Source organism: Burkholderia sp. Bp9142, from assembly GCF_003853415.1.
Taxonomy (GTDB): Bacteria; Pseudomonadota; Gammaproteobacteria; order Burkholderiales; family Burkholderiaceae; genus Burkholderia.
In genome coordinates this window covers 19331-41382 of the sequence record NZ_QTPP01000058.1, presented here as the reverse complement: position 1 = coordinate 41382, position 22052 = coordinate 19331, and the positions used below count along the sequence as shown (strand labels likewise).

Here is a 22052-nt window from a genome sequence, read left to right as displayed (position 1 = left end):
TCGGCGGACTGTTTCGTTCGTTGGCCCCAGCTGCGAACGTCATCGACCGGCTCAGGCAGGTAGTAAGCGGTATGGACAATCCCGATGGATACGCTCATGGCGGGTTGAGATATACGAGCGGCCTGCCATGTGATTCGAACAATGCGCAACCGACGAAGCCGCCTAGGCCGATGCCCCACGTCAGGATTCGCTCGCACACTGGCAGGTCGTGAGATTCGAATACATTGGCGAGCTGCACGATAGGTTCGGCTGCGCCTAGATAGGCGCGACGGCGGTCGGAAAATTCAATGAGACTGCGACCGAGATGTCGGCAAATTGCTTCATCAAGTTGCGGATCTATTCCTGCTCCTACGACGGTGCCAACGTCGTTCGGTTGAAGCGCGTGTCGGAGCAGTATTGCGTCGATCGTCGATCGCAGAGCCCGAACCCAATCTGTGCGGATAGCTTGGTTTGAGAGCGGGGCGGATGTCGTGAGCCGGTGGAGGCGGTTGGCGCGAGCGTCGATCACCACCAGTCCGCAAGATGCAGGTCCGGAACGCTCCACCAGGATGGCGCCGGCTGCATCGCCCTGCACGATTCCCTGGTCGGTCCATCGCGAAAACGGCGAACACCACTTTTCTGCAGCGACGATCAAGATGGTGTGGATTTCGGGCTCCGCAATCAGCAGATCGCTGGCCAACTGCAGCGCAGTGAACGTGGAGGCTCCCTGCTGTTGGGAGACGGCGAACGGGAAGCACGGCGCGCCGATTACTGCGCGCAAGCGTCCAGCAGTCGTTGTGGATACGTGCTCGTTGAGGCTACTGTGGCAGAGCATGGCAATGTCGATCGGCGCTGCATCGGCGGGCCGCGCCGCACATATTAGCTGTGCCACTTTCGCGGCGAGTCCGGATAGATCGGTATCGCGCTCAACCGGCACACAACGAATTTCGTCCGCTGCTGCGTTAACTGCAGCGCTTCTGGTTACAGACGCTTTCTTTGTGGGGTGGGGAGCGTAATCCGCTTGCCACGACGCGACCCAAGCGTGCCAACCGGACCGTATCGGAGCATCATGCGTCGGCTCGATTCCGCAATCACGATAAACAGCGACTGTGCGCGGCACATAGCTTGCAAGCGCTGTGATCACGGGGGCATTCATGGTGTGCGCGGTAGCGCGAGGTCCGCGGGCAGCAGGTCATAAAGAAGCCGCCCGACGCGCGTGCCATCGACGGGATGACAGTCTCGTTGCAGTCCGATCAGACGAAAACCCAAGCGCGCGAGCAGACGTTGCGACGGAACATTGCCGTCGACAGCCCATGCAGTGATGCACCGCAGGTGATCACGGACGAATGCTTCCTGAAGGAGGTATGCCGCGGCGTTGTAGGCCATATTGACGCAGATTGGCCGCAACCGATCGCGAAGGATCCAGAATGAGCCCGTCGCGAAGCGGTGCGTGACATCACTGATGGCGACCACACCGCTCGGCACGGTATAGCCGGCCGAACCGAATACGCGTATTCGATGCTGTCTGCTATGGACCATCGCTTGCACCGCCAAGGCGGGCAGGGCTTGGCGGCCGAGCCCGAAGTCGAACCACCGACTGATGGTCGGCTGGGCGAGCCAGGCGACGATGTCGTCGATGTCATTCGGCCCTGGTTCGCGCAACCAGCACGTGGAGGAGGTTGCGTGCGATGCAGTGTTGTCCATCGAGGACTGGAGCGTGCGATCCGTAGGGGCGCAGCCATTCATGCGTCGACCTCCCGATTCGCCATTTGCGGTTCCGAGAGCCAGCCGAGCGCCGTGTCGATGCGCAGCAGGAGTTGTGCAATCCAATGGCTGCTCTGGAAGCGGGCTGCCGGCGGGAGACCTTCAACATAGCCGTGGCCGCCGCAAAGCTGCACGAATTCACGACTGACGTTGACCGATTCGGCCGCGACGTGTCGCAGTAACTGACGGACCTGCAAGGCCGGCCGCGACGGGCCGGCTGCACTGACAGCTTGCAGAAAAAGATGGGTGCCATGGGCGGCGATCAGCATGTCGGATAATCGCGCCGCGACGAGTTGATGGTTTGACAACGGCTTTCGGAACGCTTGCCGAGTTGCCGCGTAATCGAACGCGAACCGGATGCTATGTTGCATGGCGCCCGTCAAGAGCGCAGCGAGATAGAGGCCGATTTCCGTCAGGTACGTTTGCGCGGGAGGAGTGCTATCGCTGCCGGCTCGCGCAATCACGGCAAGCGGCGTTTCGGCCGCGGCCTCGTCAGAATGCAATTGCTCCAACACGAGGGCGCCGAGCGTGGCGATGCCTGTCGATCTCGAAGATCGCTGATCACGGGAGCGCTCGGTGAGGAGGAGGTGCCGCTTGTCATCTATCCGCATGGTGAGGGTCGCCGCGCCGCCCAGTGGACCAAGTTGCCATATTGTTGCGTTGTCGATGCCGGGTACGGATAACGCGATCGCTGTTGTGCCATCGAAATACGCCTGAACAGGCCGAGCCAGAACTGGACCGAGTGTATTGTGCGTCCGGAGCACCATGAGCGTGGGTGCGGTCAGTGTCAGCTCCAACGCACGCTCGAGCGGTCCAGCGGCGAGCGCTTCGACAACAAGTGCCAGACCGTGACGATCGATTCCCAGGCCGCCGTGTTCCTCGGGTAGGACCATTGCTCCAAGATCAAGCGTTGCGGCTGCGAGTCTGACGGTTTCTTGCCATGCTGCTACGCTGGGTGAACCGGTAAGCAAGGGCTCCAGTCGGTCGCGCGCGAAGCGTTGGCTGGCAATATAGAGGTTGCGTTGATCATCGGTCAGTGCCCACGGCGCCGGGGCCGGCCCCGACGGGAAGGAATCAGGGGAGAACATCACAATCCTCCACAAAGAACGAGGGTGGATCAGACGAGCATCTCGATCGCATTCGGGTGGCCGAGAAAGTCTCCAGGGCTAGCTGTGCGTCCATACGCACCCGATTGGAAGACGACCACAAAGTCCCCAATGCGAGCCTCGGGAAGGAGCACGTCATCGGCGATCCGGTCGAGCGGCGTGCACAGGCATCCGACGATGTGGCAACGCTCCGTAGGGGTTTGTGTCTGGCGATTCCCGATCGCGACCGGAAAATTGCGGCGCAGGATCTGCCCGAAGTTCCCGGATGCAGCCAGGTGGTGGTGCAGGCCGCCATCGGTGATCAGGAACGTTCGGTCTCGGGATACCTTGCGATCGATGACGCGGCACACATAGATGCCGGCTTCCCCGACCAGGTATCGTCCAAGTTCCAGGGCCGTGCGTGTGTCCGGCAAACGATCGCGGAATACGCCGAGCCAATCGTGCATGGCATCGGCGACCGCGGCGAGGTCAAGTGGTGTTTCCCCTGCGAAATAGGGGATGCCGAAACCGCCTCCGAAGTTCACGTATTGCGGAGCGGGCGACAGGCCAGCGGCCAATCTCACGACGAGATCTGCGCTTTTCCGTTGAGCCTCGATGACGGTCGGGGCGTGCAGACACTGGGATCCCCAAAAAATGTGAAAACCGGCCAACGTCACTTCTCTAGCATCGAGCTCGCGCAGTAGCTCGGGCACCTGTTCCGCATCGAGCCCAAAAGGGGTGGCCCCGCCACCCATGCGCATGCCGCTGTGATCGACGTGAAAGTCCGGGTTGACTCGTATGGCGACCTTCGGTTGCACACCCAGCTCCCAGCCGAGTGCTGTCACTAGGTGCAACTGGGTGACCGATTCGAGGTGAATGTTGACACCGCTCGCGACGGCGCGACGCAATTCGTCGCGGCTCTTGCCTGGGCCGGCGAAGCCAATCAGTTCTGCGGGCATGCCCGCATTTAGCGCAAGTGCCATCTCGTTGGCCGATGCCACGTCGAACCCGTCCATTTGTGGCGCGAGATGATGAACGACTGCGGCCATCGGGTTGGCCTTGATCGAGTAATGTAGGTCGATACCGGCTGGCAGCGTATCGCGCAGCGTGCATACTCGCTCGTCGAGCGTTGCGCGATCATAGGCGAAGAACGGTGTGCGCCCTGCGCGATCGGCCAGACGAGTGATCTCGACGCCGCCGACGGTGAGGACGCCGTCGCGCTCGCCAAACAGTCCGTTCATGATTGCCCCACTTCGGCGGTGGCGTCAGGGCTCGAGAAGGCGGCGCGCAATGCGGCCCGATCGAATTTCCCGTTAGGGTTGCGTGGAACCGTCTCGCGAACCACGATGCGATGCGGCACCATGTAGCGCGGCAGATGCTCCACACACCAGACCTGAAGCGTTTGAGCGTCGAAGCCCGTGGCGGCCGGCACGACCAACAAGACGATCGCTTCGCCAAGTTCATCGTCAGCGATGCCGAAGGCAACCGCTTCCGTGACAAGGCCACTGTCATGAACGACTTCTTCGATCTCTTCAGGGCTGATGCGATAACCGGAGCTCTTGATTTGCGCGTCGTTGCGCGCGACGAAGTACAGGAATCCTTCTGCATCTCTCCGTACTAGGTCGCCTGACCAGACCGCACGATCTCGTGGCGCGCCGCCCGGCTTCAGTTCGGGCGAAGGTCGATAGCGCTGGGCTGTGCGCGTCGCGTCGTTCCAATAACCGAGCGTGACGCAGGCTCCGATATGGACCAGTTCTCCGGTTTCGTCGGGTCCGCAAGGCGAGCCGTCATCGCGCACGACCAGAATCCGGGCATTAGGGACGGCTTTTCCGATTGAATCGGGGCGGTGGCCCACCTCTGCGGGATCGAGAAAAGTTGAACGAAATGCCTCGGTCAGGCCATACATCAAATAGGGTTTGGCCTGCGGAAACAATGCCCGGAGTTGCTGCAAGACGGGCGTCGGCAGCTTGCCGCCAGTGTTCGCGAAGTAGCGCAATGTCCGGTGTGCCGGCTCGGGCCAAGCCGCACGGACCAGGTGCATCCATAATGGCGGCACGCCCGTGAATGCTGTAATACGTTCGCTCGCGCAGGCATCGATGACGTCTTGCGGTGCAAGATAGTTGATGAGCACGGCAGTAGCCCCAGCGGCCCAGGTGGAAGTGAGCTGACTCAGGCCCGCATCGAAACTGAGCGGCAGAGCGGCGAGGATTCGATCCGATGAGACGTGGCTCAGATAATGGGCAACGCTCCAGGCGCCCTCGAGCAGGTTGCGGTGGCTCAACATCACGCCTTTCGGCAATCCAGTCGAGCCTGATGTGTAGAGAATGGCGGCCAGATCCGTATCGACATTGGCCGGCGCCGGTGATTGTGGTGGATTTTCACTATCGCGCTCCGTGCGATTTCCGCTTGCGGACTCGGGCCAGCTTTGAACGTGCGTTGTTGTTCGGAGATGTCGGCTTGCGGAGCCGGCATCGTCCACGATGATGGTGTTGGAAACGCCGGTGAGACCATGTTCGTCAAGGACCCGCGCGCGCAGCGCGCTGGTAATCAGGCATTCGGCACCGGAGTCGAGCAGGATGTGAGCGACCTGCTGGGGTTTGAGGAGCGGATTGATCGGAACGAACACGCATTGCGCAGCAGCTGCACCAAGCATCGACACGACGGTTTCGACACGTTTGTCCAGATAGATCGCAATGCGTGCGCCGGCCGCGAATCCAAGCGCGTCGAGCGCATTGCCCATGCCTCGCGCGCGGTGAACCAGGTCCTGATAGGTTACTCGGGCGGAACCGCAGACGAGAGCTTCCGCGTCAGGTGTGCGGTTTGCGGCGGTTTGCACGAGGTCGAGGACGTTTCTCATGATGGTATCCGGATCGAATGTCGAGCGTTGAAAGGAAATCGTTCAGGTGATCAGTGACGGACCACCATGGCACCGAAGCAGCCGGCGAGGCCGCACGAAAACAGCAGCGACCAGCCGCCCGGTTCCCGGTTCGAACATGTCTGGAAGTTAATGAATGGATCCGCGCCAAAGACGTGACCGATTGGCGCGAAGTTCGCCGTGAAAAGTCGCTCACGAGGAATGGAAAGCATTGTCATCAGCCTGAACCAGCCCGGAAGATTGGCGTGATGAGGCAGTACGTGCGTAATCTCGCGTGTCGTGATGCCTGCCTGTTGAATGGCGGCCCGCATGGTCGTGAATGCAGACCAGTAGTACCGGTCGTCGGGAACCGGCTGCAGATCCTCGTCGGTGCCGCGGAAGGATCGTCCGTCTGTATACACGTGCAGGCCCGCAATGGCGTTTCGATGACCGTCTCGTTCGAGCAATAGCGCACAGGCACCGTCGCTATGGAGGGCAAGATCCTGGATTGCTCGCAGTCGGTCGCAGTGGGAGCCGATCACATCGGCGCAGACCACAATCGCGCGCCGGATGGAGGGCCGTCGCAGGGCGAGCGTCTGCAATACACGGATCGCGGCCATTGGCGAGACGCAGTGCTGCTGCGTGACTGAAAATGCCAGCGCACGGTTCAGATCTGTTTGGGACTGAATCTGTTGGGCGGTACTTGCTGGTGGTGCGATAACGCTGGTCTGAATCGTGTGTGTGTACACGAACACATCGATCGTTTCAGGCGCTACTCCGGTGTCGCGTAGCAGAGACGATATAGCATCAACGGCGAGCGTCACGGGTGATTCGCCAGCCGCATCGTGGAACTGCGTTACGCCATTTTCGATCAGTGCACGCGCACGCGTCGACGGCTGACCACAGCGCTCCGCCCAACGATGCGCATCCACAGTTCGATCTGGCAGACTGAATGCGATGCCAGCCAGTGCAAGCGAGCTAGCCTGTTGCGACGCAATCATGATCCACCTCCGCGAAATTCAAGGAGAGCGCAACCGGCCTGCCCTTGGAAGCCGGTGGACCAAACGAGGGCATGTTGTCCCTCGCTAGGGTTGATCGACCGCAGCAGCGCGTCGAGACGTGCAGGCGTGTCGGCGGCGCAGAAATGGCCGGGCGCGTCCATACGTATGTGGCAGACCCGTTCGGGCCGCAGTCCGCAACGTGTATTGGTTTCGTGAGCCAGTCGAGTGTCGATTGGCGCTGGAAGTACCCAGTCAACATTGGCAGGTTGCACACCTGCGCTTGCGCACGTCTCGCTAATGACGTCCGCGAGCGTCGAGATGTAGACGGGTTCGCGCTCACTTGCGAGAGGTGGGATTCCGGGCGTCCGTACGGTGAGCCCGCTCACGCGCCATCCCGGGCCGGGGTGTCTCGCGATCAGTGCGGCAGCGGCCCCGTCACCCATGTCGATCAATGCAGTGACCCGACGTGGGAACGGCCGGCGCCAGCGCTCCGCGGCGACAATCACGACAGTACTCAGTCTGATGTCAGCGGCCATCATCGCTACGGCAATCTCCAACGCCATCAGGAACGACACGCCTTGAAGCTGGCCGACCGCCAGCGGTGCCCGGCCTGATCCAAGTTCGCTGTGGAGACGGCAGGCACACGACAATGCCAGATCATGCTCGAAGCTCGTTGTGCATACGATGATCTGATCGGGTATGGGCGCGGCGACCTGAGGCGAAGAATCAAGCAGCGCTCGTACCGTGGCAAGTGCCATGTCGGATAATGTTTGGTCAGACTCCGCAGCGACCCGGTTGTCAGTAACCGGCGATGCTTGCGGCAATGGAATGCCGGCCACGCCGAATGGGGCGCCACTGTCGCGCCACCGTAGCGTATCGGCATACACGGCTTGCATCACGTCCTCTCGCGCGGACCCGCCCGAAACCATGAATGGTTCGACGTGTGCATCGGGCGAGATGCACGGTGATGGGATATATCGCGCCGTGGCGACAATGCGTGGCTCGGCACTAGTGAAGTTAGTCGAGAGATGCATGGGATTCGACGAACGAGACGAGATTGCCGAAACGCAGGAACAAATCGGCGGACAGATCCTCGGGGGCCAGCGTGAAGCTGAAGCGCTGCTCGAGTTGCAGCAACAAGTCGGTCATATTCATCGAATCCACGCCGACATCGAAGAGGTTGGTGTCGTCTATGATGAGATCGGTGCTCAGGGTGCTGCCAAGTACCGATAGCAAGCAAGCTTTCACTGTCTCGGACACGCTGGTGGAGCTGGGGGAAACGGGATGGGTTGCCATGAACGATCTCCAGTGCGAAATTTCGGACGGGTTCAGGATGGGTGTGCTTCTGTAGAGCGCTGCGACGCGGGAGAGATGGCCTCCCAGGGAAGAGATGCCGAGCGGAGTGCGGAGCGAGCAATCATGAGCCGCTGCAGGTCCCCGGTGCCTTCCATGATGTCGAAGGCCTTTGCATCGCGATAGCTTTGCTCGAGCGACGGAAAGGCAGCGATACCATCAAGGCCGGCGAGATCGATTGCCGCTCGGGTGACCCGGGCGGCTACTTGTGACGCATACGCCTTGGCCATCGACGCATCCACCGAAGTGGTCATTCCTTGATCGGTTTTCCACGCCGCGTGTCGGCAGAGCAACTGGGCTGTAGCGATTTGCCGATCGATCTCGAGTAGAGCGTCGTTCACATCGACAGTGCGCTGGCGTTGATTCACAGGATTCCCGCCTGCCTCGAAATAAGCCGCGAGATCGTCGCGTACCCGTCGACATGCGCCCACCATGACCGCGGAAAGTAGGGGGCGGAAGTAATCCCATGCGTGTTGTGCGCCCGAAAACGCGTCGTTGAGGGGCTTTTCGTCACCGCGTCTGAGAAGCGCGTCGTTAGGGACTTCACAATCGGTGTAAGAGAGAACCGCAAGCTGACTCGCGCGCAGGCCGACCATTTTCTCGATGCGAACGACAGAGAAGCCCGGGATATTGCGATCGACGTGGAACGCTCGAACGCCGAAACGACCAGCGTGCCGATTGATGGTGGCGAACGTGATCACGTCGTCCGCGCGTGCGCCGTTGGTGATGAAGCACTTGGTGCCGTTCAGCACCCAGCCGCGTGCCGTCTTGCGAGCGGTGGTCCGCATCGCGGTCGCATCCGAGCCGCAGTCGGGCTCGGTAATGGCAAACGCGCCCCAGCGCGGTGTGTCGCTGCGAAATCGGTTGAAGAAGCGGGTCTGTTGCTCGCCGCTGCCGAGTGCGAGGACGGGCGGCATTGCAAGGCCAGGGCCGGGCAGCGCGAGCGCTAGCGCCGCGTCGGCGTACCCGAGATATTCCATCAGTGTGGTGCGCGACATCAGTGATTGCACGTCCGCGCAACCGCCGTACGCGGCCGGAACGAGATTCAAGTTCAGTGCAGTTACGTCCGAGGGGACACAAACTGCATCTGGAATTTGCCGTGTCCGGTCGGCTTCGGGGCCGTGCAAACGCATGCGTGCAGCAAGCTGATCCAGTTCCAGGCCGTCGGCCAAGAGGTTGGCACGGATTGTCGCAAGCGTGGATTGCACCTGAGACGACTTCACCGACTGTGACATGAGGGATTCCCTCCTGCTGGCGACCTATATCGAGTGACCGACATGCAGGGAAGCTGCGGGTACTCGGCGCATGGCGTTCGGATTGCAGCGTAGGTCTTGCTCACCATCCCTGCTACTCCTAACGTTGGGAGGGAGGTGCATGAAGCCGGAAATCTCGCCGTGCCGGGCAGGGATGCCTGATAATGGCGCCGGGATACAGCAGTGAATGGCCAACGACGGACGTGACCGATATGGCAGGGCGAAAACCGACAACCGAAAAGAAGATGTCGCCGGCGCAGCCGGATAAACGAGGTTCGCGCGCAATCAAGCGCGGCGACCAAGTGGCCGAGCAGATCAAGCGTTGGATTAACGACGGGCAGGCACGGCCAGGAAAGCGCTTGAACAAGGAGGCCGAGCTTCAGCAGATGTTCAACGTCAGCCGGGGTTCGATGCGCGATGCGCTCAAGGCGCTGGAGATGCAAGGGCTCGTGAGACTGAGTACCGGGCCGGATGGCGGCGCGACGATTACGCGCGTACCACTGGCCCGAGCATTCCAGTCGCTGCAGAACTATCTGTTTTTCGAGAGCGTCACGCTCGAGGACATTTATGCGGTACGCCGCACGCTGGAACCCATGGTGGCGGCGGGTGCTGTTCCCCATCTGAGCGACGCGGATTTCGAAGCGCTCGAGCGCAGTGTGTCCGTTTGCGAGCCGTTCGAAGCACGTCACGCCGAGGCGCTCGACCAGCGCCATGAGGATATTCACTTCCACGATGTACTGGCTGCGGCGCATCCGAATGCGTTTCTGCGTAGCCTGTGCCAAATCATTAACCAGATGCTGCATACGCTGGTGATCGTGGCAGGAAACGTGACGCAGCAGGACTATCAGGCATTCGGGCGGCACACGGTTGCAGCACACCGTGCAATCCTGGATGCTGCGCGACGTCGGGACGCCGACGCAGTCGCGCAACTCATGACGGCGCACATGGACGAAGCGCATTCGCAGCTGCGCACAGTGCACGCTGCGCTGCAGCAGAAGCTGGTACTGGACTCCGAATTGGATCTTAGCGAACGCGGCGAGTCATGATTGGCGATCAATTTTGACGCTCGCTGCGATCACCGGTTCGCGGACACGGTAACGACATCATCAGACCGGCTGAACCTACATAGTGTGCTGTCGATTCGATGAATTTGGATGTGTGCGGACGTTGCCGCCGGTTCCGCCGGTCAGCGTCACCCCCCATGACGCCTCAGCGTACGTTCGCTGCGAACGCGGTGTAATCCGCTTGGTCGTCTCAGGTCATTTGCACCTCACCCCGGCGGCAGAAGCCGACAGCGCGCGCGTCATCTCCGCAAATGGTGCTCTTCCCAATGCGAGCTCGAGCACATGGCTGACCCAAAGGACCAACGCATCGCAGTGACGGCCTCCCACGATCTGTACGCCAATGGGTAGTTGGTCATCCGTTAAGCCTGCGTAGAGACTCGCCGCCGGTAAGCCTAGTTGATTACACCATGCAGTGAAATGTGGAAACAGTTCATTGCTCGACGCTACCTCGGCGAGCGGCATGGCGACACGCGGGTACACAGGGCAGATCAGGATATCGTGTCGCTCGAAAAAAGCATTGACCGCGGCACCTAGGTCGCCGCGTTCGATCAGCGCACCTAGTAATGCCTCACGCGACACGTCATCTCCTGCACGAGCATATGCCTGCAGCGTCGGATCCAGATCATCGATGCCACTTGGCATGCCAGACGTGAGCTGTCGGCAGAACGCACGCCAGAGGGTCGCATGGACGGCGTTGCATCGACCGATGCTGGGCGGATCGGCAGCATCAACTCGGGCGCCCAGTTCACGGAGGGTGATTGCGGCACGCATCACGGCGGCATGGATTCCAGGTTCAACCGCAATCGGCAGCCCGAGCGTTGGGCTATAGGCAATACGGATACCGTCAGGGACAGGCCGACATTGCAGACCGCGTGCGTAGTCACCACCATCGAACGGTAGGGCGTACCAGTCACGGCTGTCTGGCAGGCTGATCACGGTCAGGATGCGTGCCGCGTCTTCGACGCAGCGCGTCATAGGGCCGACATGGCTGAGCAAACCGAACGGGCCGCGTGGCGCATGGGGCACGCGCCCGAAGCTTGGTTTGAACCCGAACGTTCCCGTGAATGCAGCGGGAATACGAATGGAACCACCGCCGTCGGTCCCGATTGCTGCGGAGCCCATCCCGAGCGCAACTGCTGCTGCTGCACCACCGCTGCTGCCGCCGGGCGTACGTGTGAGATCCCACGGATTGCGTGTAGTACCGGTAAGGGGGCTGTCCGTGACGATCTTATGTGCAAAGTCGGGCAACGTGGTCTTGGCAAAGCAGATTGCACCCGCTTCACGCAGCCTTGCAACGCAGGGACTGTCCGAATGAGACGCTTCCGGCGTGGTAACCCGAGAGCCGAACCGAGTTGCGACGCCTGCGATGGAAACGTTGTCCTTGATCGTGATCGGTACACCGTCAAGCGGCCCCAGGGGTATGCCGCGTCGCCATCGGGCCTCGGAGGCCTCTGCCATGCTGAACGCTGTGTCGGTGATTTTGCAGACCGCATTGACCACCGGATCGAGTGACTGAATGCGATCGAGCGCGTCACGCAAGACGTCGACCGGCGAGGCTTCACCGTTTTCGTAGAGGGCGCTCAGCTCGTGCGTCGTTAGCTCGCAAAGGTAGTTGGTCATCTCGGCTCCAATTAATTATAATAAATTGAAGGTAGGCGCGATGATGATGTGTGTCAAGGGTGCTTGAGGATGGGAATTTATAGGGTAAACGCGACGATGGCGGTCGTTGACAGTCGATTTCTAGACTCGTAGATTAGTGATAATAAATTTGTCGAAGAGGGTCGGCGCCGCCGGAAGGCGGCCTGTATGGTCTAGCGCTTCCAGCTCGCCTGGTGGCGAAGTCAGGTATATCCATCGAGCGCGCGTCACCACGGCCGTCAGCACGGCGCTGGCGGGTAGGGCTACGGCAAGTGTTGCGACGGGGGAAGTGCTCCGCAGAGATGGGGAGCCGAAACAGAGCGGATCAACGAAGACTGATGCGGTCCTCGGCGCCTTTGACTATTTGCGATAGCGGTGTGTCGAGTGCATCAGCCAGAACGAGTAGGGCTTCGAGTCCGGCAACCGTCTCGGCGCGTTCGATGAGCGAGACGGTGTTGGGGTGGACGTTTGCGCGAACAGCAAGCCCGACCTGTGTCAGCTTTTTTCTTTTGCGACGGCTGCGTATCTCGTTGCCGAGCGCTTTGATGAATGATTCTGTGGTCATGCCAACTCGATTTGATTAGGCAAATCGAGTATCGGGGAGCATTCGCTCCGAAATTCACAATAAATTGTGAATTCGATTTGTTTTGTCCTAATATTCACAATATATTGTGAATTTTGTGGGCGATGTCGGTCCAGCGCTGGGCCGGCGGAAAGGGGGGGGTGAGTCAGGGGGACGTTGACTGCCCCTAGGGTGACGTGTCACGTTGAGATCGCATGCGCCCCTTTGATTGGTGTGAGCTTGTGAGGAATATATGGTAGGAATCCTTAATATATTGAGTTACGTCTGCATCTTGTTGCTGATTGCTTTGGGGCTAGCCATTGTTTTCGGCCTGATGGACATCGTGAACCTCGCACACGCTGAATGGGTGACGATCGGTGCCTACACGTTGGCCGTCGCGCAATCGTTGGGCGGGCCCCATGCGTTCTGGCTCGCGTTGTTTGTGGCGCCGGTGGTTGGTGCGGTGCTCGGGTGGTTCCTCGAGCGCCTCGTGATCCGGCTCCTGTATGAACGGCCGCTCGACACATTGCTCGCGACGTATGCGATCAGCTTGATCGTCCAGAAAGCCCTTGAACTGATTTTCGGCACACATCCGATGTTGGTGTACGCGCCCATAAATGGGGCGGTTCCCGTGCCGGGAGGCAGCTATCCGGCGTATCGGCTGTTCGTGATTGGCGTTGCAGCGGTGGTGACGACCGGTTGCTGGCTGCTATTCGCCTATACGCGCTTCGGAACTCAGCTGCGTGCTGTGATCCAGCACCCGGCGATGGCGGAGGCGGTCGGTATTGACACGCGACGGCTGAATCGGCTGGCGTTCTGTGGCGGTGCCGCACTCGCATCGTTGGCGGGCGTCCTTGTCGCGCCGATGATATCGGTGGAGTCCCATCTTGGCGTCGCCTATCTGGCCAAGGCGTTCTTCGTGATCGTGTTGGGCGGTATCGGTTCGATCGCCGGCAGTCTGCTGGGTAGCGCCTTCGTCGGCACGGCTGAAACGCTGCTCAGCTATCGAGTGGATCCGTCCCTCGCCTCGGCGATCGTGCTGATTCTGTCGATCGTTCTGATCCGTTTTTGTCCACAAGGCCTGTTGCCCGGTTTCAGCGCCGCCCATCAGCTTCACGGTAAAGGTTGAATCATGCTCCAACAACTTCTTGCGAGTAAGCGCCGCTGGCTGTTTCAGCCAGCGATCAGTATCGAAGACATCTCTCCAATGGCAATCGGCGCAGCGATTGTTGCTGCCGCACTGATCTTGCCGTTTTGCCTAGGGAGCTATCTGCTTTCGATCGTGCGGGATGCGCTGATCATGGGACTGCTGGCGCTGAGCTACGACCTGTTGTGGGGCAGGGCTGGCGTGCTAACGCTCGGACACACGACCTTCTTCGGACTCGGCGCGTACGGTTTCGCAATCGCCACCGTGCAATATGGACAGACGTCAGCCATCGGAGTGATCGTGGGACTGGTCTGTGCCGTGGTCGTCGCGGCCGTGTTGGGCTATTTCCTGTTGTTCGCCGGTGTGCGGTTGCACTTTTTCGCCGTTATCAGCATGGCCGTGCTGATTGTCGTCCAGCAACTGGCGACAAGCTGGCAGTCGGTCACGGGCGGTGACACGGGCCTCCTCGGCATTCCGGGATTGTCCTTCTCGCCGGTCGGGCAGACGCTCGATTTGAGCGGAGCGCGCGGGTCCTGGTACACGGTCGTGACCGTGCTTGCCGTGCTGCTCGTCCCGACCTGGCTCGTATGCCGCAGCCGTTACGGCAAAGTCCTAACCGCGATCGCGACGAACGAATGGCGCGCAAAGGCATGCGGCTATCACACGTCCGGGCACCTTTTGCTGGTGTTCATCGCATCGGCCGGACTTGCCGCTATCGCAGGAACGTTGATGGCCGCCTGTTCGGGGGTAGTGGCGCCCGATGTGTTCTCGCCGGTACTGGCCACCGAAGTCATTCTATGGGTGGCGATCGGCGGTAAAGGCACGCTCGGTGGTCCGGTGCTCGCCGCCGTCGGGTTGACGCTGCTTAAGCAAACAGTATCGAGCGCAACTACTGACGGATGGCCGCTGCTGCTCGGCGCATTGTTCCTCTGCTGCGTGCTGTTCCTGCCCAATGGCGTACGAGTCGGTGGCTTGATCGCCTGGGCACGTCGGATCGACCGAATTCGACGGGGACGTAGCCCCTTACATCGTGCCGAGCGCGTGGAAGGAGGCCGGTAATGGATACGCCGCTGATAAAGGGTGAAGGGTTGCAGCGTGCGTTCGGCGGCATTCATGCGGTCGACAACGTCGATGTGTCGATTGGTTCACGCGATCTGCTGTGCGTGATTGGCCCGAACGGCGCAGGCAAGAGCACTTTGGTCGGACTGTTGTCCGGTGCGATCGCGCCGGGGGCCGGAGAGTTGTATCTCGCCGGTGAGCGCATGACAGGTCAGCCGATGCACCGATTTTGCCGACGCGGTGTGGTTCGCAAGTTTCAAGGCACGAACACATTTCTTTCAATGAGCGTGCGCGAGAACCTCGTCGTCGCGGGCCTCGGTGTTGCCTCGTACCGGGACACGCCGATGCCGGACCCGGACGCCATTCTGGACGAGATAGGACTGTCGGACCAGGCCAACATATGTGCGATGACCCTGCCGCATGGTGAGCGCCAGTGGCTGGAGATCGGTATGGCGATGATGTGCCAACCCGCGTTGCTCTTGCTCGATGAACCGGCCGCCGGCCTGTCGGTCGCCGATGCGCAGCGGCTCGTATGCCTGATTCACCGTCTGCGCGAGCGCTGTGCGGTACTCGCGATCGAGCACGACCTGAACTTTGTCGAGGCGCTACGGTGCGAGACCTGGGTCATGCACCGCGGCCAGATCGTTCGACGAGGTTCCTATGCGGACATCGCGCGCGATGAAGAAATCCGGCGCATCTATCTCGGTCAGGGAGCAGGTCATGCTACACATTGAGAATCTGTCTGCCGGATATGGCGACGTTGCAGTGCTGCATGAACTCAACCTCGACGTCGGGCCAAACGAAGTTGTTGGTGTGCTCGGCTGTAATGGCGTGGGCAAGACGACCCTGGTCAAAGCGATCATGGGCTTGTTGCCACGCATGACAGGCGACGTGCGGTTTCAGGAGCAATCCATCAACGGCTTGCGCACCCATGCGATCGCCCGACGCGGCATCGGATTGGTTCCTCAGGGGCGCTGGATTTTTCCCAAGCTGACCGTGCGCGAGAACCTCATGATGGGCACGCAGGCTGCGGGTGGTGGGGCGATTCTCGACGAGGTGTTCGAGTATTTCCCCATTCTCAAGTCCCGACTCTCGCAGCACGGCGGCACGCTGTCCGGCGGTGAGCAACAGGTGCTTGCGATTGCCCGGGCGCTGTGCGGTCGGCCGAAACTGCTGTTGCTGGACGAACCGTCCGACGGTGTGCAGCCGAATCTGGTCGAGCTGATTGGCGAGGTCATCCCAACGTTGTGCCGCCGATCGCAGCTCGCCGTGCTCCTGGTCGAACAGAACCTCGATCTCGTGCTGCGCAGCGCGCAGCGCTGCATCGTGCTCAAGAACGGGCGAGTTGCCCATGCCGGCCGCATCGAGCCGCGAAGCGGCGCCGCGGGGGCTCATCCGTTGGCGCAATATCTGTCGCCGGCCGCCGAGTCTGACCGGTCTTCAATCGCTACACCACATTCGACGCATTCCCACCTGGATCTCACCCGATGAAGACTACGATGAATCGTCGCGCCTTTACTCGAACCGCCTTATTCAGTGCCGTCGGCGCACTCACCACTTCCGCTATGCCATCGTTGGTACGGGCTACCACGCCGCTCAAGATTGGCTTGCTTGCACCGCTGAGCGGTCCGCTCACCCGAGTGGGTGAGACCAACCGCAACTGCGCGCAGTTGGCCGTCGACGAAATCAACGCCGCCGGTGGATTGTTGGGGCGCCCCTTGCAACTGAGCGTCGAGGATACCCAGATGTCCACCGCCGTGACGCTGCAGAAGGCCCGGCAGCTGTTGATGCGCGATGAGGTCGCGGTCCTGACCGGCATGGTGCTACCGTCCGAGCGCGAAGCAGCGTTGCAGGCCGCCAAGTCCGCTGGGCGGCTCGTGATCTTCCCGAACTTCGACGACGGGCGCTGCGATCCGAATCTGTTCACTACCGGCCTGACTGTCAACCAGCGCGTCGACCCACTGACCGATTGGCTAATGCGCAAGGGTGGTCGCACGGTCTGCGCGGTGGTCTCGGACATCGGCAGCAACCGCAAGGTTCTGATGCCCAGACTGCAGGCAGCGGTGAAGCGTTACGGCGGGCAGTTCCTCAACGTGTACTGGTTGCCGTTCGGCACACGCGATTATGGGGCGGTGCTGCAGCAGATCGCAAGCCAGCGCCCGCAAATCGTCTGGCACAGCATCGGCGACGACCCGGTCACCTTCGTCAAACAGTACCGCTCATTCGGCATGAAACCGCAACTGGTGACTGACATTGCGCACGAGTCGTTGTCGATCGCAACCACCGGCGCGTCGACCGGAATCATCGGCGTGTCCTCGTATTTCATGAGCGTTGACAACCCGGAGAACCGGGACTTTCTCGCGCGCTACACGGCACATGAAGCTGGCCCACACGACCCTCGGTTAGGGCAGTTGGCAGTGGTGCTACCGCACGGCGAGTGCACGTATGCCGGACTTCGCCTGTTTGCAGCGGCCGTCAAGGCGGCCGGAAGCGTCGACGTTGCCCGCGTGAAAGCCGCGCTGCCGAGTGTTTCGTTGAATCTGCCGCGTGGCAAGGCGGGCGTGAGCCGGGACGGCGACCATGTGTTGTGCCAAACCCGTATCGGCAGGGCACTTTCGGACAATAGTTTCGTGGTGTTGGACTCGGCCGGACCGATTCCACCGCAGTGCGAGGGGTAGGCATGAGGTAATCGAACACGTTCTAATTTCTCTCAATTACTAAGGATTACATATGAATGATGTACTGGGAATGAACGTCGAGCAGCTCATGATCGGCTACCGGCGTCGCTCGTTCTCGCCCGTCGAGGTTATTTGCGCGGTTCTGGACCGGGTCGCGCTCTTCAATCCCCTTGTCAACGGCGTGTGCAGCCTCGACGAGGACAGCGCGCTGGCCGCCGCACGCGAGTCGGAGCAACGCTGGATGCGCGGGGAGCCATGTGGATTGCTGGATGGCGTGCCGGTCTCGGTCAAGGACCTCGTCGCCGTGCGCGGACTGCCTACCCGATACGGATCGCTCACGTCACCCAGCGCGCCGGAGGCCGATGATGCACCCGCGGTCGCGCGATTGCGACAGGCCGGCGCGCTGCTGTTCGGCAAGACCACGACCTCGGAGTTTGGCAACAAGATCGTCACGGACAGCCCGCTCACCGGCATTACCCGTAACCCGTGGGACCGGCGTCTCACATCCGGCGGAAGCAGCGGGGGATCAGCTGTAGCGGTTGCGCTCGGCATGGGACCGTTGTCGCTGGCCACCGATGGCGGCGGGTCGATCCGCGTCCCAGCCTGCTGGAGCGGGGTGGTCGGAATGAAACCGTCGTTCAACCGGGTGCCGGCTGGTACGGCGGTGAGTTGGACTCACCTGTCGACGCTTGGGCCGATCGCGCGCTGCGTAAGCGACGTGGCGCTGATGCTGACCGTGATGGCGCGCCAGAGCGATGCGCGAGGCCTTGCTTCTGCTTGTCCCGATCTGCGTATCGGTCTGGATGATGGCATCGCCGGGTTGCGCATTGCCTATTGCCCTGCGCCTGCGGGCGTACAGGTCGAGCCCGACATCACCTCGAGCGTCCGTCAGGCGATGGGCGTGTTCGAGGCGCTCGGGGCACATGTCGAGGAAACGGCAGTGAAGCCGCTTGACGGCTATCTGGAGAGCCGCATGCACGCGATCCAGTGGGCCGTCTTCTTTGCACAAAGGGCCCGGCAGCTTCCTCCCTCGGCGCGGTTGCAGCTCGATCCGGATGTGTGTGCGCTGGCCGAGGCGGGCGATAGCGTCCCCACTTCGACCTTCGTCGATGCGCTTCAGGCGCGCCACGCGCTGACGGTCGCGATGGCCGCGTTCTTTGAAGACTACGACCTACTGCTCACGCCGACATTCCATTGTGCCCCGCCGCTCGCGCAGGGGCGGCCCGAGCACTCGCGCATGGCACCGCCGTTGACGTCGTGGTGCAACCAGACTGGGTTGCCGGCGGCGAGCGTGCCGTGTGGTTTGCCTGGCGGGTTACCGACGGGCCTACAGATCATCGGTCCGTCGGGCGGCGATGCGCTGGTGCTGCGCGCGGCACGGGCGTACGAGTACGCACGTGGTCCGTTTCCAGCTCCGCCAGAGGCGATCCGGGATCGGATCGAGGATATGGAGGTGCGCACGTGAATCCGCCTATTGCCAAGATCCTGGTTCATCTGGTCGAGCGACGTGCAGAACTACACGTACCGGTCGATCCGCCGCATCGACAAGTCGTCGCGGCAGCGGTCCTGCGGCTCGACGGCTGGCGAGCGGATGAACCGCTTGCGACGCTTGAGTCGCTCTATGAACTGGGCACAGAGCTCGGCACGTTGCTCACAGGCCGCGCGCGATGGGCGTTGGATGTCCCGCCGTCGGCAATTCAGGCCTACGGCAAGGCAGCGCTTGTGGGCAGCGAGGTCCCGCTCGAATGTGCGGCGGCGATCTTGCATCCCCGTATGGGCAAGGCCATGCGCGAGAGCTTGCCAGGCGCCACGTCGTTGATCCCGTCGGTCACCAAGCGCGGTGCGCCAGGGACGTGTGTGGACGTTCCGCTGCACGGCAGCACCGATATGTGGAGCTTTGACCACTTCGACACGGTCTCGCTGACGCTCACCGATGCACCGGCGCCGAACGAGATCGTGGTGGCGATCGCGCTGGCCGACAGCGGTCGGCCGCTCGCGCGTGTGCGACCGGACTGAAAAGTGTCGATGCCAAGACGGCACGACACGCACAAACAATCACAAAGAGGAAGGAGACATCATGCAGATAAGAAGACTTCGGGGAAGCGCGGGTAAGTTGGCTGTGATGTTGGGCATGTGGACCTGTGCCGGGATCGCACATGCGCAATCATCGGTCTCGCTGTATGGGTTAGCGGACGCTTTCGTTGGCGACGTGCATCCCGCCGGTGCAGCCGGCAATGCGTGGCAAGTCGGTTCTGGCGGGATGACGACTTCGTATTGGGGGATGTCCGGTAAGGAAGATCTGGGCGGGGGTATGAAAGCCATCTTCACACTCGAGAGTTTTTATCGCATCAACGGCGGCCAGGCCGGCTCGTTTCCTGGACAGTCTTTTTTTGGGCGAAATGCCTTCGTCGGTCTGAGCGGCCATTTCGGAGAGTTGACGCTGGGGCGCAATACCGCGCCGCTGTTCGTGTCGACGCTGCTGTTCAATCCGTTTGGCAATTCGTTCGTCTTCTCGCCGATTGTCGTACATAGTTTCCTTGGCTCGGCCATGGGTGCTGCGTCACTCCAGAGCGATACGGCGATCGATAATTCGCTTCTTTATCAGACCTCTGAGGTTGCCGGTCTGTCCGGAAGCCTGCTGTACAGCAATGCCGGCGTTGCGGGCCATGCCGGGCAGGCTAACTACAGCGCGAACGTGTTGTACTTCGCCGGTCCATTTTCTGCGACGGCGGCCGTGCAGAGTTTGCATACGGCATCGCTGTTTCTCAACGGCGCCACCGCGCAGACCGCATGGATGGTCGGTAGCGCGTATCGGTTGCGTGTGGTCAAGCTGTTCGCCCAGTACGAGCGCGTGGGCAACAACAATCACGTCACGGACGATACGGTGCAGTTGGGGGCGAGCGTTCGGATAGGGTTAGGAAGCGTACTGATGTCGTGGGCAGGAACGCGGCGACGACCGTCGGTAGGCGATCATATCCGTTGGTCGACGGTCGCGCTGGGTTACGACTACCCGTTATCGAAGCGGACCGATGTGTATGCAGCTTGGCGTTATGACACGATTACAGGTGTGTCGACTGGCAACAGCGTGGGTGCCGGGATGCGAGTCAAGTTCTGAGCAGCACTGAACCGTTGGAGCCGAACATCGCCGGAGTGGGTATCCGGCCTTCAGCCTAGCGCTCGCTGGAGTTCGAGACGGCAGCTTGCGTTCGGCTGGATGTGAGGCTCGCGGTATCATGTCCCAACATCATTATGAACACTTCATGGCTCATGGTTTTGCCGAAAGTCCGACGCTCGGGTCGCCAGCCGCTTACGAAAGGCGATCTCCTGCCATTGCCGACCGCGAAGGTCCGTGCGCTGTCCCTCGAAAATCATATGGCGCTGGCCGCGGTGCGGGCCGGACATGGAGGAGAAGAGCAAATCAGTTGTCTGCTCCGGGTCGTCTATCTTGCGTTTTATATGCGCAGCGAGACCGGACCGGGCGCGGATTTGAGTATGTATCGGCAAGCCGAGGCCGCTTTGGATGCATGCATTGCTCGTGCGGAGCAGGGTGCAGCTTGGCTGTTGCTCGATCGCGAGCAGTCCACGATCGAGCAGATCTTGGTTGTTCATGACGAACAGTTGGCGGCCGTGCCGATGCACAGGTACTGCGCTGCCTGGGAAAAGCTCCAACGACTGATGACGGGGCAGCTCGCGTCACCCATTACGGCGTCGAGCGCGGCGTCGTGAGACCGACAAGTCTCGCGTAGAGCACCCAGAGATCACCTTCACCTATGGGGAAGTTGCGAAGTCGGCCGCCGCGGGGACGTTGCATCAACGCGCGATGACCTCGCACCGCGCCTCGGTCATACCATCCGCGATTTCCGCCGGGATTCCGTGCTGAACCGACGGGATGTCCCGTCGATACGACGGGTTTGGTCCATTATCATCTTCGCTGCTTGAATGCTCTTCACTTCCGGCCACGTTCATGCCGGATATGGAGGGCGAATCATGTCTTGGAATGAAGACGGAACGCGGACAATCTTGCGCCGACGACAGGTCGAGCAGTGCACCGGTCTATCGAGATCGACGATCTACAAGCGCATGCAAGACGGAACGTTTCCCCGCGCGATTGCGCTTGGCGGGCGAATGGTAGGGTGGCGGGCGGCCGATATCGAACAGTTCTTGGCAGATCCTACGCGATATCGAGCGTCGCAGGCGCGCGAACCTGAAGAGCAGGACGGCAGCGATGAAAGACGATAAGCCGCCGCCGTCGCTTGATGAGCGTCTTCGCAACTGGGGGCAGTCGAATCGTGGCGCCCATGATTCCGTTGATGCCGAGTATGTGACCCGAGCGTGGCGAACACTGACGCCCCGAAATCGGGACCTTCTGCGAATGGTCTATCTCTGGCATGCGAGTCGGGAAGTCGTGTGTCGACGGCTGAAGATTGCCCGTCATCCGCGTCAACATTTCGATCTGGAGCTCCATGCGGCACAGTCTGCGCTTGCCCGCGCGCTGGCAGAAGCCGAGACCCAACAGTGATGTTCGCGGGATGAATGCAGGGGCGCTTCCCAGAATGCCCGCGCTGGCGAAGCATGAGTCGCAGCCGCTTCGCGTCGGTGTGTCATGGAAATATCC

The 22052-nt window shown here is 61.2% G+C and carries 23 protein-coding genes; 12 read left to right on the top strand and 11 right to left on the bottom strand.

The annotated features are described in order from the left end of the window. Positions 1-94: 94 nt before the first annotated feature. The 9 genes from DIE22_RS35895 to DIE22_RS35855 form a co-directional block, all read right to left on the bottom strand. Positions 95-1135: a 3-oxoacyl-ACP synthase gene (locus DIE22_RS35895; RefSeq protein WP_124607338.1), complete on the bottom strand. Its 1041-nt coding sequence runs from the start codon at positions 1133-1135 to the stop codon at positions 95-97. After that, positions 1132-1683, bottom strand: a complete 552-nt coding sequence (locus DIE22_RS35890) for a GNAT family N-acetyltransferase (RefSeq protein WP_260426849.1) — start codon at positions 1681-1683, stop codon at positions 1132-1134. The genes DIE22_RS35895 and DIE22_RS35890 overlap by 4 nt, the downstream gene beginning before the upstream one ends. A gap of 38 nt (positions 1684-1721) precedes the next feature. Next, positions 1722-2831 carry an acyl-CoA dehydrogenase gene (locus DIE22_RS35885; RefSeq protein WP_124607336.1) on the bottom strand — a complete coding sequence of 370 codons (1110 nt, stop codon included), beginning with the start codon at positions 2829-2831 and terminating at the stop codon, positions 1722-1724. A gap of 29 nt (positions 2832-2860) precedes the next feature. Continuing rightward, entirely contained in the window at positions 2861-4069 is a 1209-nt protein-coding gene (locus DIE22_RS35880) for a pyridoxal-dependent decarboxylase, exosortase A system-associated (protein ID WP_124607335.1), read from the bottom strand. Next, positions 4066-5685 carry an acyl-CoA ligase (AMP-forming), exosortase A system-associated gene (locus DIE22_RS35875; protein ID WP_124607334.1) on the bottom strand — a complete coding sequence of 540 codons (1620 nt, stop codon included), beginning with the start codon at positions 5683-5685 and terminating at the stop codon, positions 4066-4068. The genes DIE22_RS35880 and DIE22_RS35875 overlap by 4 nt, the downstream gene beginning before the upstream one ends. Before the next feature lie 50 nt (positions 5686-5735). Beyond that, entirely contained in the window at positions 5736-6683 is a 948-nt protein-coding gene (locus tag DIE22_RS35870) for a 3-oxoacyl-[acyl-carrier-protein] synthase III C-terminal domain-containing protein (RefSeq protein ID WP_124607333.1), read from the bottom strand. Then, positions 6680-7579 (bottom strand): 3-oxoacyl-[acyl-carrier-protein] synthase III C-terminal domain-containing protein, encoded by a 900-nt coding sequence (locus tag DIE22_RS35865; RefSeq protein ID WP_260426848.1) that lies wholly within the window; start codon positions 7577-7579, stop codon positions 6680-6682. Before DIE22_RS35865 ends, DIE22_RS35870 begins: the two co-directional genes overlap by 4 nt. A gap of 121 nt (positions 7580-7700) precedes the next feature. Further along, positions 7701-7979 (bottom strand): acyl carrier protein, encoded by a 279-nt coding sequence (locus tag DIE22_RS35860; RefSeq protein ID WP_124607331.1) that lies wholly within the window; start codon positions 7977-7979, stop codon positions 7701-7703. A 32-nt stretch (positions 7980-8011) separates the two neighbouring features. After that, positions 8012-9271 (bottom strand): acyl-CoA dehydrogenase family protein, encoded by a 1260-nt coding sequence (locus DIE22_RS35855; RefSeq protein WP_124607330.1) that lies wholly within the window; start codon positions 9269-9271, stop codon positions 8012-8014. A gap of 230 nt (positions 9272-9501) precedes the next feature. Here DIE22_RS35855 and DIE22_RS35850 point away from each other — a divergent pair, with 230 nt between their 5' ends. Continuing rightward, entirely contained in the window at positions 9502-10335 is an 834-nt protein-coding gene (locus tag DIE22_RS35850) for a FadR/GntR family transcriptional regulator (RefSeq protein WP_124607342.1), read from the top strand. 213 nt (positions 10336-10548) lie between these two features. Here the strand turns inward: DIE22_RS35850 and DIE22_RS35845 are convergent, their stop codons facing one another. Continuing rightward, on the bottom strand, positions 10549-11973 hold the full coding sequence (locus tag DIE22_RS35845) for an amidase family protein (RefSeq protein WP_124607329.1): 1425 nt from the start codon (positions 11971-11973) through the stop codon (positions 10549-10551). A gap of 343 nt (positions 11974-12316) precedes the next feature. Next, on the bottom strand, positions 12317-12556 hold the full coding sequence (locus tag DIE22_RS35840; RefSeq protein WP_124520945.1) for a helix-turn-helix domain-containing protein: 240 nt from the start codon (positions 12554-12556) through the stop codon (positions 12317-12319). A 250-nt stretch (positions 12557-12806) separates the two neighbouring features. On the opposite strand from DIE22_RS35840, the gene DIE22_RS35835 reads away from it, so the two are divergent. The 11 genes from DIE22_RS35835 (at position 12807) to DIE22_RS35785 (ending at position 21956) form a co-directional block, all read left to right on the top strand. Then, on the top strand, positions 12807-13682 hold the full coding sequence (locus DIE22_RS35835; protein WP_124607328.1) for a branched-chain amino acid ABC transporter permease: 876 nt from the start codon (positions 12807-12809) through the stop codon (positions 13680-13682). Positions 13683-13685: 3 nt separating this feature from the next. After that, positions 13686-14759, top strand: coding sequence for a branched-chain amino acid ABC transporter permease (locus DIE22_RS35830; protein ID WP_124607327.1), 1074 nt, complete (start codon positions 13686-13688; stop codon positions 14757-14759). Continuing rightward, a complete protein-coding gene (locus DIE22_RS35825) occupies positions 14759-15493 on the top strand; it encodes an ABC transporter ATP-binding protein (RefSeq protein ID WP_124607326.1) in 735 nt (244 codons plus the stop codon). Before DIE22_RS35830 ends, DIE22_RS35825 begins: the two co-directional genes overlap by 1 nt. Further along, on the top strand, positions 15480-16250 hold the full coding sequence (locus DIE22_RS35820) for an ABC transporter ATP-binding protein (RefSeq protein WP_124607325.1): 771 nt from the start codon (positions 15480-15482) through the stop codon (positions 16248-16250). The genes DIE22_RS35825 and DIE22_RS35820 overlap by 14 nt, the downstream gene beginning before the upstream one ends. An 8-nt stretch (positions 16251-16258) precedes the next feature. Beyond that, positions 16259-17437: an ABC transporter substrate-binding protein gene (locus tag DIE22_RS35815; RefSeq protein WP_124607341.1), complete on the top strand. Its 1179-nt coding sequence runs from the start codon at positions 16259-16261 to the stop codon at positions 17435-17437. 52 nt (positions 17438-17489) lie between these two features. Next, the gene (locus DIE22_RS35810) at positions 17490-18902 is read left to right on the top strand and encodes an amidase family protein (RefSeq protein ID WP_124607324.1); all 1413 of its coding nucleotides are present in this window, start codon (positions 17490-17492) and stop codon (positions 18900-18902) included. Further along, the gene (locus tag DIE22_RS35805; RefSeq protein WP_124607323.1) at positions 18899-19453 is read left to right on the top strand and encodes an amino acid synthesis family protein; all 555 of its coding nucleotides are present in this window, start codon (positions 18899-18901) and stop codon (positions 19451-19453) included. Before DIE22_RS35810 ends, DIE22_RS35805 begins: the two co-directional genes overlap by 4 nt. Positions 19454-19514: 61 nt before the next feature. After that, positions 19515-20552 carry a porin gene (locus DIE22_RS35800; protein WP_185640767.1) on the top strand — a complete coding sequence of 346 codons (1038 nt, stop codon included), beginning with the start codon at positions 19515-19517 and terminating at the stop codon, positions 20550-20552. Positions 20553-20686: 134 nt separating this feature from the next. Further along, positions 20687-21163, top strand: coding sequence for a hypothetical protein (locus DIE22_RS35795; protein WP_260426847.1), 477 nt, complete (start codon positions 20687-20689; stop codon positions 21161-21163). A gap of 261 nt (positions 21164-21424) precedes the next feature. Further along, entirely contained in the window at positions 21425-21676 is a 252-nt protein-coding gene (locus tag DIE22_RS35790; RefSeq protein ID WP_124607322.1) for an AlpA family transcriptional regulator, read from the top strand. Then, entirely contained in the window at positions 21663-21956 is a 294-nt protein-coding gene (locus DIE22_RS35785; RefSeq protein ID WP_124607321.1) for a hypothetical protein, read from the top strand. The genes DIE22_RS35790 and DIE22_RS35785 overlap by 14 nt, the downstream gene beginning before the upstream one ends. The last annotated feature ends 96 nt before the right edge of the window (positions 21957-22052 follow it).

Coding starts and splice junctions, on each gene's coding strand:
- DIE22_RS35785 (WP_124607321.1), top strand. CDS start 21,663: ATGAAAGACGATAAGCCGCCGCCGTCGCTTGATGAGCGTCTTCGCAAC.
- DIE22_RS35825 (WP_124607326.1), top strand. CDS start 14,759: ATGGATACGCCGCTGATAAAGGGTGAAGGGTTGCAGCGTGCGTTCGGC.
- DIE22_RS35865 (WP_260426848.1), bottom strand. CDS start 7,579: ATGCAAGCCGTGTATGCCGATACGCTACGGTGGCGCGACAGTGGCGCC.
- DIE22_RS35860 (WP_124607331.1), bottom strand. CDS start 7,979: ATGGCAACCCATCCCGTTTCCCCCAGCTCCACCAGCGTGTCCGAGACA.
- DIE22_RS35845 (WP_124607329.1), bottom strand. CDS start 11,973: ATGACCAACTACCTTTGCGAGCTAACGACGCACGAGCTGAGCGCCCTC.
- DIE22_RS35895 (WP_124607338.1), bottom strand. CDS start 1,135: ATGAATGCCCCCGTGATCACAGCGCTTGCAAGCTATGTGCCGCGCACA.
- DIE22_RS35835 (WP_124607328.1), top strand. CDS start 12,807: ATGGTAGGAATCCTTAATATATTGAGTTACGTCTGCATCTTGTTGCTG.
- DIE22_RS35870 (WP_124607333.1), bottom strand. CDS start 6,683: ATGATTGCGTCGCAACAGGCTAGCTCGCTTGCACTGGCTGGCATCGCA.
- DIE22_RS35815 (WP_124607341.1), top strand. CDS start 16,259: ATGAATCGTCGCGCCTTTACTCGAACCGCCTTATTCAGTGCCGTCGGC.
- DIE22_RS35875 (WP_124607334.1), bottom strand. CDS start 5,685: ATGAGAAACGTCCTCGACCTCGTGCAAACCGCCGCAAACCGCACACCT.
- DIE22_RS35850 (WP_124607342.1), top strand. CDS start 9,502: ATGGCAGGGCGAAAACCGACAACCGAAAAGAAGATGTCGCCGGCGCAG.
- DIE22_RS35795 (WP_260426847.1), top strand. CDS start 20,687: ATGAACACTTCATGGCTCATGGTTTTGCCGAAAGTCCGACGCTCGGGT.
- DIE22_RS35820 (WP_124607325.1), top strand. CDS start 15,480: ATGCTACACATTGAGAATCTGTCTGCCGGATATGGCGACGTTGCAGTG.
- DIE22_RS35800 (WP_185640767.1), top strand. CDS start 19,515: ATGCAGATAAGAAGACTTCGGGGAAGCGCGGGTAAGTTGGCTGTGATG.
- DIE22_RS35885 (WP_124607336.1), bottom strand. CDS start 2,831: ATGTTCTCCCCTGATTCCTTCCCGTCGGGGCCGGCCCCGGCGCCGTGG.
- DIE22_RS35810 (WP_124607324.1), top strand. CDS start 17,490: ATGAATGATGTACTGGGAATGAACGTCGAGCAGCTCATGATCGGCTAC.
- DIE22_RS35840 (WP_124520945.1), bottom strand. CDS start 12,556: ATGACCACAGAATCATTCATCAAAGCGCTCGGCAACGAGATACGCAGC.
- DIE22_RS35830 (WP_124607327.1), top strand. CDS start 13,686: ATGCTCCAACAACTTCTTGCGAGTAAGCGCCGCTGGCTGTTTCAGCCA.
- DIE22_RS35880 (WP_124607335.1), bottom strand. CDS start 4,069: ATGAACGGACTGTTTGGCGAGCGCGACGGCGTCCTCACCGTCGGCGGC.
- DIE22_RS35855 (WP_124607330.1), bottom strand. CDS start 9,271: ATGTCACAGTCGGTGAAGTCGTCTCAGGTGCAATCCACGCTTGCGACA.
- DIE22_RS35790 (WP_124607322.1), top strand. CDS start 21,425: ATGTCTTGGAATGAAGACGGAACGCGGACAATCTTGCGCCGACGACAG.
- DIE22_RS35890 (WP_260426849.1), bottom strand. CDS start 1,683: ATGGACAACACTGCATCGCACGCAACCTCCTCCACGTGCTGGTTGCGC.